Origin of the sequence: Kitasatospora sp. NPDC050463, from assembly GCF_040655255.1 — a bacterium.
GTDB lineage: Bacteria > Actinomycetota > Actinomycetes > Streptomycetales > Streptomycetaceae > Kitasatospora.
In genome coordinates, this window is sequence record NZ_JBFAJO010000161.1 from 1 (window position 1) to 6,942 (window position 6,942).

General features: G+C 67.8%; 6 protein-coding genes. 2 read left to right on the forward strand and 4 right to left on the reverse strand.

The annotated features are described in order from the left end of the window. Window positions 1-786: 786 nt before the first annotated feature. On the forward strand, window positions 787-1,710 hold the full coding sequence (locus AB0J08_RS40655) for a hypothetical protein (RefSeq protein WP_360644934.1): 924 nt from the start codon (window positions 787-789) through the stop codon (window positions 1,708-1,710). 240 nt (window positions 1,711-1,950) lie between these two features. Continuing rightward, window positions 1,951-3,204, forward strand: coding sequence for an MAC/perforin domain-containing protein (locus AB0J08_RS40660; protein WP_360644937.1), 1,254 nt, complete (start codon window positions 1,951-1,953; stop codon window positions 3,202-3,204). A 25-nt stretch (window positions 3,205-3,229) separates the two neighbouring features. On the opposite strand, the gene AB0J08_RS40665 is transcribed toward AB0J08_RS40660, so the two are convergent. The 4 genes from AB0J08_RS40665 to AB0J08_RS40680 form a co-directional block, all read right to left on the reverse strand. Then, a complete protein-coding gene (locus tag AB0J08_RS40665) occupies window positions 3,230-3,868 on the reverse strand; it encodes an NUDIX hydrolase (RefSeq protein ID WP_360644940.1) in 639 nt (212 codons plus the stop codon). Window positions 3,869-4,292: 424 nt separating this feature from the next. Continuing rightward, window positions 4,293-5,450: a protein kinase gene (locus AB0J08_RS40670; RefSeq protein WP_360644943.1), complete on the reverse strand. Its 1,158-nt coding sequence runs from the start codon at window positions 5,448-5,450 to the stop codon at window positions 4,293-4,295. Between the two features lie 169 nt (window positions 5,451-5,619). Then, a complete protein-coding gene (locus AB0J08_RS40675) occupies window positions 5,620-6,630 on the reverse strand; it encodes a hypothetical protein (RefSeq protein ID WP_360644946.1) in 1,011 nt (336 codons plus the stop codon). After that, window positions 6,627-6,827 (reverse strand): hypothetical protein, encoded by a 201-nt coding sequence (locus AB0J08_RS40680; protein ID WP_360644949.1) that lies wholly within the window; start codon window positions 6,825-6,827, stop codon window positions 6,627-6,629. Before AB0J08_RS40680 ends, AB0J08_RS40675 begins: the two co-directional genes overlap by 4 nt. Between the last annotated feature and the right edge of the window lie 115 nt (window positions 6,828-6,942).

Consider the following 6,942-nt stretch of genomic DNA (forward strand, 5'->3'; position numbering starts at 1 on the left):
CACGGTCTCCCGAGACCGACAGCTCACGGATGGCGGGACCGTGGTCGTGCTGACCCGCCACACGGCCGACTGCCCGATCTGGTCCGCCCGCTGACGACGTGCGACGGCCTACGGCGGTGACCGGCACCTCCGGTGGCGAGAGCCGCCCGACCTCGCTGGGCGTCATCTCCACGACGGCACACCCCGCGCGACCAGCTTGCGAAACTGCGACTCGCTCACCCCTGAGAACAGCTGTCGGCAGCGTCTGAAATTGGGTTCTGGATCACTTTCGGAAAATGATCCAGAACCGCATTTTGTTGCCGACACCTTCTGCTTCGGGACAGGGTGCGGCGTGCGAAGGGCGGCGCGCGCTGTCTGACCGGGTACCAGGCCGCGATCCCCCCGATGAGTGGGCGTTGTCGTACCGCTCACGGGGTTGTCGAGCGAACGGGAGTCTCGTTCGGGTGATCGCGGGGTGGTGGGCGCATGAAGACAGGACCTCCGGTGCAGCTCCTGGGCCGGTCAGCCGGCGGCCGGTCAGGGTTCGATGTGCACGGTGGCATACAGATCGCCGTTCTGTACCTCGCTGTGAAGACGGTCAGCCGCCCGCCCGTACGGCTGCAGGATGTCCGTCGATAGCGAGGGACCTGGGCTGCTGCCCCGGTCTGCTCTCCTTCGCCTTGCGCGTCGGGGCGCTGCCGACCGGGCAGGTCACACATCCTGGTGAATCGGGAGCGCCAAGAGCGCGGTCGCACGGCGCGTGGGGATAGGACAGGCCGGGGACCACGCGGTGAAAGGAGTTCCGGCATGGCGGGAATCGACATCAAGTTCCGCAAGATCGCCGCGAAGGGCGGCGAGCAGGCACTGACGCTGCCCGCGGACACGAAACTGGAGGACGTGCGGCGCCACCTGGAGGCTGCCGGCTTCATCACGCCCGACGCCTCGGGTGACTCCGGACCGAAGTACCGCTTCCTGGAGGTGAGGGCGGGTTCGGGGCAGGACTTCAGGACGGATTCGGGCTCGATCGATCCCATGCTGGAGGACGAGCTCGACCTGAGGAAGGTGCTCCATCTGAGCGGTAAGGGCGTCTACAGCGTCAACGTCATCGACATCGTGGCCGAGCGACCCGCCCTAGTGGGACTCTCCACCGACTCCTTCGTGAACCACTACCTGCGCGTGACCGTGATCCTGAACAACTCGCAGAACGGGAGGGAGGAGAACGCGAAGCTGCGAGGCGTGTTCAGCCCCATCATGCTGACGGACGTACGGCCCGCCGACAGGACGAAGCCCTCCAAGTACGACAACGTCTGCATCGTCTTCGAGGGGTCGGTCGTCGAGTTCGTCCTCACGTCGTGGGCGTGCGCCGGCTGGGAGGGCGAGCTCAGGGACGGGTTCGACACCTTCATCGACTACGGATACGCGGTCTCGGACCCGCCGGCTGCCTGGACCACGATCGCCCTGCGCGAGTACTCGGGAAACGGCAAGATGATCGAGGTCGTCGGCGCGGAAAAGGACCAGTCCGGCAAGGTCGACATCAACTACCAGAAGGTCGCCGTCAAGTCACGTCGGGCGTTCACCCTCACATGGAACGGCAAGACGGTCACGAACCACTCCTCACCACCCGAGATCCCGGCCTACGACTCCCTCCGTCTCCGCCCCCGCTTCCGGCGTCGCGGACGGCGCAGCTGCCGCTCCCTCGCCCGGCAAGGGCGTCGTCGTCATCCCCCCTGACGATCAGCACCCCGGGAAGCTCACCAAGTCGGGCAAGGACTCCGGAGACACGAGCGGCGGCGTCTCGGTCGGGGATGAGGAGAAGTGGGAGGAGGGCTCGAAGGTCGACATCTACTTCTTCGTCGTCAAGTCCGTCGCCGAGGCACAGCAGATCATCGACTTCTACAACGCGCCGCCCGCCCCCTGAGCGGGCCCGCCTCCGCACGTTCAAAGAGAACCGGCCGACCAAGGGAACCGACCATGAGCAAACCCCCGACCGACCTGATCTACGTGGTGAAGAGCGACGGCGAAGCGCGCAGCGTCGAACTCGACAAGGCCGCCACACTGGAAGCCACTCGCGACAACCTGACCGCCATCGGCTTCATGACGGCGGACGACTCCTTCCTGCGCGGCGAGTCCACTGTCGAGAGGACCCAGGAGAACCAGATCCGCCTCTCCGAGGTCCTGGGAACCACGGCCGCCAACGGCGCGACGGTACCAACGGTCGCGATCGGCAGCCTGTCCGCCCTGGAGCAGTTGAAGAGCCCCGACGGCGTGGACCGCTACAGGCAGCTCCCCTTCCCCAAGAAGCTCCAGATCCTGGAGAACGTGGACCTGCGGCACGGCCGCATCCCGGACACCGAGGACGGACTGAAGACCGGGACGAAGGAGCTCTACACCTGGAAGCCCCGTCAGCAGCCGGCCGCCACCCAGCCCACCATCTCCTCGGAGAAGTCGAGCAGCTACGCCTTCGCGGAACTCACCCAGCACCTGGAGGTCACCGGCACCAAGGCGTCGTCGGCCTCCCTCACGAGCACCTACGGCGACGCGAAGGCGGAGTACGAGCACGCCCGCACGCAGTCCTCCGACTCCAAGACGGTCACCGAGTACCTCGTCAGCCGCTTCATGGTCCGGGAGATCGAACTGAAGGTGGAACTCTCCCAGGTGACAGCGAACCCCGAGTTCATCACGGCGGTCCAGAAGGCCGTCACGCCGGAGAACGACCAGGACCAGTACTCCGAACACCTCGGCCGGCTTCTCGAAATCCTCGACACCTGGGGCTACTTCCTGCCCACCGGCGTCACCCTCGGCGGCGCGATCTACGCGGCACAGACCACCACCGTCACGGAGTTCTCCCAGGCCGAGACGGAGAAGGAGGACTTCTCCGCGACCGTCGAGGCCAAGTTCGCGGGCATCGGCGCCGGGGGGAGCTACAAGCAGTCCAGCGGCAAGAGCTCCTCCAGCACCTCCAAGGAGAAGTACGAGAACACCACCCTGCAGGCTCTCGGCGGCGTCCCCCTCACATCCGACACCGACTTCTCCGTCTGGGCGACCTCGCTCAACACGGCCGCCAACTGGCGCGTCATCGCCTACACCGAGCTGACCCCCACCCTTCTGCTCATGCCCGCTCCCGTCCTCACCGACGCGATCCGGGTGCTCGACAGCGCGCGCTCCGACCACAACGCCATCAGCCTCGGCGCCTACGCCGCCCGGATCCAGAACGCCATCCCCTGAATCCCCGGCCCTCCCGGGCGGCCACTCAGCCGCCCGGGTGGTCGCGCAGGTACTGCGCCGCCAGGACGAACCAGTCGAACGGCTTGCCGCTCAGCTCGCGAAACCGCTCCCGCTTCCTCGTATCCAGTGCGTCGTACTGGTGCCGCTTCCAAGGAGTGTCGAGCTTCCCCGGGCCGAAGTGGTGCTCGGGCCGGGCACCGGCGTAGCTGGCGAGGTCGTGCAGTTCGTCGTCCTGAATGCCCGCGACGCGCCGCTGGATGTTGGCGTTCGCCTCGTCGATGAGCTCACGCTCGTGCTGGAGCCGTTGGAACGCGCAGCAGAACTGTGCCCCGTCGGCCGTGAACGTGTGCGACCACCAGTGGCCTTCGCATCTGACCCGCTCCCGGGTCTCTGCGTCCCGCAGGTCGATGCCGGTATCCTCGCGAAATTCCCGCACCGCCGCGGCGTCGGGCCTCTCGCCCCGTGCGGAGGCCCCGCCCGGGATGACCCGCTGGGCGGCGTTGTTCCAGACGATCGGGTCCGGCCCATCCTTCCCTCCGGACCGCACGCCGAAGATGTTCTTCGTGCCCAGGACCAGCGTCAGGTCCTGCTGCGACCACACATAGGGAAGCAGGTAACACCGCAACGGGACCACCTCGCAGATCAACGGCCGGGTGCCCAGCACAACGCCTCAGGCATTCCACATCCTGCAGCTGTTCGATGCCTACCGACGCGCGGAACCGAGGACGTGGACGACCGTCAGGCGTAGCCCCGGCCCCAACGCCGTGCGCTCAACATGCTGACTTGACAGGGAAGGACAGGCCGGACCGGCTACGGTCCGGCCGGTGCGGTGACGGGCCGAGGGCTGGGCCGGTCACGGCCCTGGCGGCGGATCCGGCGGCGCAGTCCAGGCGGCAGCGAAGGATGGTCCAGCGCATCCGGGCGCTGGCCAGGGTGCGGTAGCGGAGCGCACCGCGCTCAGCCACCCGGCCCGCCGCGAACCGCGACGTCGCTGTGGTTGCCGCCCCGTCCCGGCCGGGGCGGTACGGCACCCCGGTCATTGACGACATGGGGAGACCGAGGGGCCCTGGCCAGGAGCCAGGTGGCGGTCAGGGCTCGATGTATACGGTCGCGTAAAGGTCGCCGTTCTCGCCGCCGTTGTAGCCGCGGCTGCCCAGACCGCGCAGGCGCAGGCGCTGTCCGTCGCGAACGCCGGCGGGGATGCGGACGTTGTGCACGTGCCGCCGGGTTACGACGCTGCCGGTATTGGAGCAGGTCGAGCACCAGGTCGCCCTGCGCTTGGAGCCGCGGCAGTCGGGGCAGGGCGTGTGCTCGCTGCGGCGCATCGGAATGACGGCGCCAAGGGCGGCTTCCTCGACGGTGAGGGTGACGTCGCAGGTGTTGTCCTTGCCCTTCTGCGGGGCGCTGGGGTTGTAGTACCGGTCGGTGATCTTCCTGAGTTCGCGGGCGGTCTCCTGCGCGGTGGCGGGGCGGTGCTCCGGGGATTTGGCCAGGAGCCGGACGATCAGGTCCTCAAGTTCGAGAGGGACTTCGGGGCGAAGGGTGCGCAGCCGGGGTGGGGTGTCGTGGGCGTGTTGGTGGGCGTAGCGCCAGAATCCGCCGGTGCCGTCGAAGGGGCGTTGGCCGGCTGCCATTTCGTGGATGACGCAGCCGAGGGAGTAGAGGTCGGAGCGGTGGTCGAGGGTGCCGTTGAAGGCTTCGGGGGCCATGTAGGCGGGGGTGCCGATCAGGATGCCGGTGGCGGTGATGTCGTGGCGGGTGTCGGTGCTCTTGGCGATGCCGAAGTCGACGAGCTTGGTGCCGTTGTGCTCGTCTCTGATGATCATGATGTTGGAGGGCTTGATGTCGCGGTGGACCAGGCCCACGCGGTGGGCGGCGGTGAGGGCGTCGGCGACGCACCACGCGACGTACAGGAGATCGGGCATCGGAAGGGGACCGCATTCCTGAACGGTGCTCAGCGGCGTGCCGTCGATCAGCTCCATGACGAGGTAGGACAGCAGCCGGCCTTCGTATTCAGCGGTGCCGGCGTCGTGGACGGTGACGATGTGGGGATGGGACAGCCCGCCGGCGACGGTGGCCTCGCGGGTGAACCGTGCGCTCTGGGAAGCGTCGTCGGTGATCAGGATCTTCACCGCGACCCAGCGGTCGATCTTCGGGTCGTAGGCCTTCCAGACCTGTCCGAAGCCGCCCGCTCCGATCCGTTCGACGAGCTCGTAGCGCCCGTCCAGTACGGTTCCCGACTGCACGAACTCCCCTCCCGGTAGCGGTCTCTGTGTCCGGTCCGTCGGTCACGCTACGCGGAACTCCTGGCCTGGGGCGGAGAGAAACCCGAACACCCCACGCGGAGGATCGCCCGCCACCGGTGGCTCGTCGGCATACCAATGGCCAAACTCCTCATCCGGTGGGGTCGGGCCGTCATGGTGCCGTTGGGGTTGTGTTTCCGGGCAGGAGTGAGCGGATGCTGCGGATGAGCCGGGTGGCCTCGGCGAGGCCGTGACGGTGGCACAGGAGAAGGAAGGAGACCACCGGCCAGACGGCCAGCCCGGCCGGGACGAGGATCGTCGCATCCACTCCGGATTGCCCTAGGGCCGCTGCCAGGGCGAAGACCAGGATGCCGGCCAGACGGCAGGCCTTCATCAGCCGTCTGCCGTCGAGGCGGTCCGGTTCCAGGGCAGCCATGGGAGGGAGGCTGGCCTCTGGCAGCAGGTCGGTGAAGCGGTCGTGGGCGAGGTTGTTGGTGATGGTGGCGGCCAGGACGCCGAGTTTCTGGGCCGCTTCCCGCCTGTTGACGAGCAGGTCGTCGGCTGCCAGGCCCAGAGTCCCCTGCACGCGCTCGATATGCCGGTTCGTTGTGGCCTTGCGCTCCTTGCCGGTGCCGAACGTCGCGGTGGTGTGGTTGATGGCGACCCGGAGCGGCTGGCGGAGTTCGGCGGCCTTGCGGCTGAGCTCGACCGTGTGGGTGTAGCGGCCGGCGGGATCGGAGCCGGCCAGGTCCGCGGCTGCCCGCAGGAGGCCGAAAGCCGGATAGAGCGGCTGGTAGGTTGGATTGACGCACTCGCCACCGCAGATGGAGGTCACCACCGCGGCCGCGACGACGAGGAACACGAACCCGGCGATACCGAGCAGGCCCGTCCACACGGTCTCCCAGGGCGTGCACGCCCCTCCCTCCGGGGTCAGTCGGCCGCCCGGGGTACACCCGGACTTGTTGTACATGACCATCAAGTAGTCGAGGATCGCGACAAGGACTGCCGGGAAGGCGAACACTGCCGGCCCCCGCGGGTCGTAACCGAGTGCGGCACGGATCCTGGCCGTGTCGAGCGGAACGCCGAGGTCGTCCGCTGCCTGTACCGCCGGTGCGAGTTTCCTCTCGACGCCGTGATGGTGAAGCCGACGAAACGGGTGCCGCCAACTCGGCACGCTGGTCATTGAAGCGCCCTGACGACAGCGTCGACGAGCTGGTGGATACTCCGGCCCAGCGGGGTGGCGGCGATCAGCACCCCGAGGGTGACGGCGCTCAGCACGGTCACCAGCTCGTCGTTCCGGGAACGGGACTGAGTCCGCCGGCGCAGCCGAATGACGATGATGATCGCGAGGAACGCGCTCGCGCTGATCGTGTACTGCAACAGGCCACCCCGTGTCACGAGCCGAAAACTCTCGGCGAGGATGCCAGAAGTCCGCCAACGGCGGACCCGAATCGGGAAAACCGGCCGGACCGAGACGGGCCGTTCGGCCTCTTAC